The following is a 283-nucleotide window of genomic DNA, read 5'->3' on the forward strand; positions in this document are numbered from 1 at the left end:
CCGTCATACAGCTGGCGAAGGGTATAGCTGCGTGTTTTCAGTTTCGGCATAACCGCCCAGCGGCTGCCCTCGAGTAGCGGTTTCAGCTTCTCGGGCGCGGTATCGTAGCGGGAGCGGTCCAGCGCGTAGCGCACTGGCACGATGGCAACGTCAGGGCCGCGGAAAGGGCACAGGCTGGTGGCCGTGGCGGGTGTCTTGGCGAACGTTGCAGCACGTCGTTGAGTATGGGTGCCGGATTTGTCGGTCATGCATGGAATCTCTGCGCAGAAACGGGCGATATCGC

1 protein-coding gene is annotated in these 283 nt (G+C 62.2%); it reads right to left on the reverse strand.

What is annotated here, in order from left to right; all coding sequences use genetic code 11:
- Window positions 1-248 (reverse strand): toxin VasX (locus tag KBY08_RS26350; protein ID WP_318654649.1); only part of this gene is annotated, 248 nt, incomplete at its 3' end.
- Between the last annotated feature and the right edge of the window lie 35 nt (window positions 249-283).

The sequence above is a fragment of the Pseudomonas sp. P135 genome (genome assembly GCF_020312125.1).
GTDB classification, from domain to species: Bacteria; Pseudomonadota; Gammaproteobacteria; order Pseudomonadales; family Pseudomonadaceae; genus Aquipseudomonas; species Aquipseudomonas fragariae.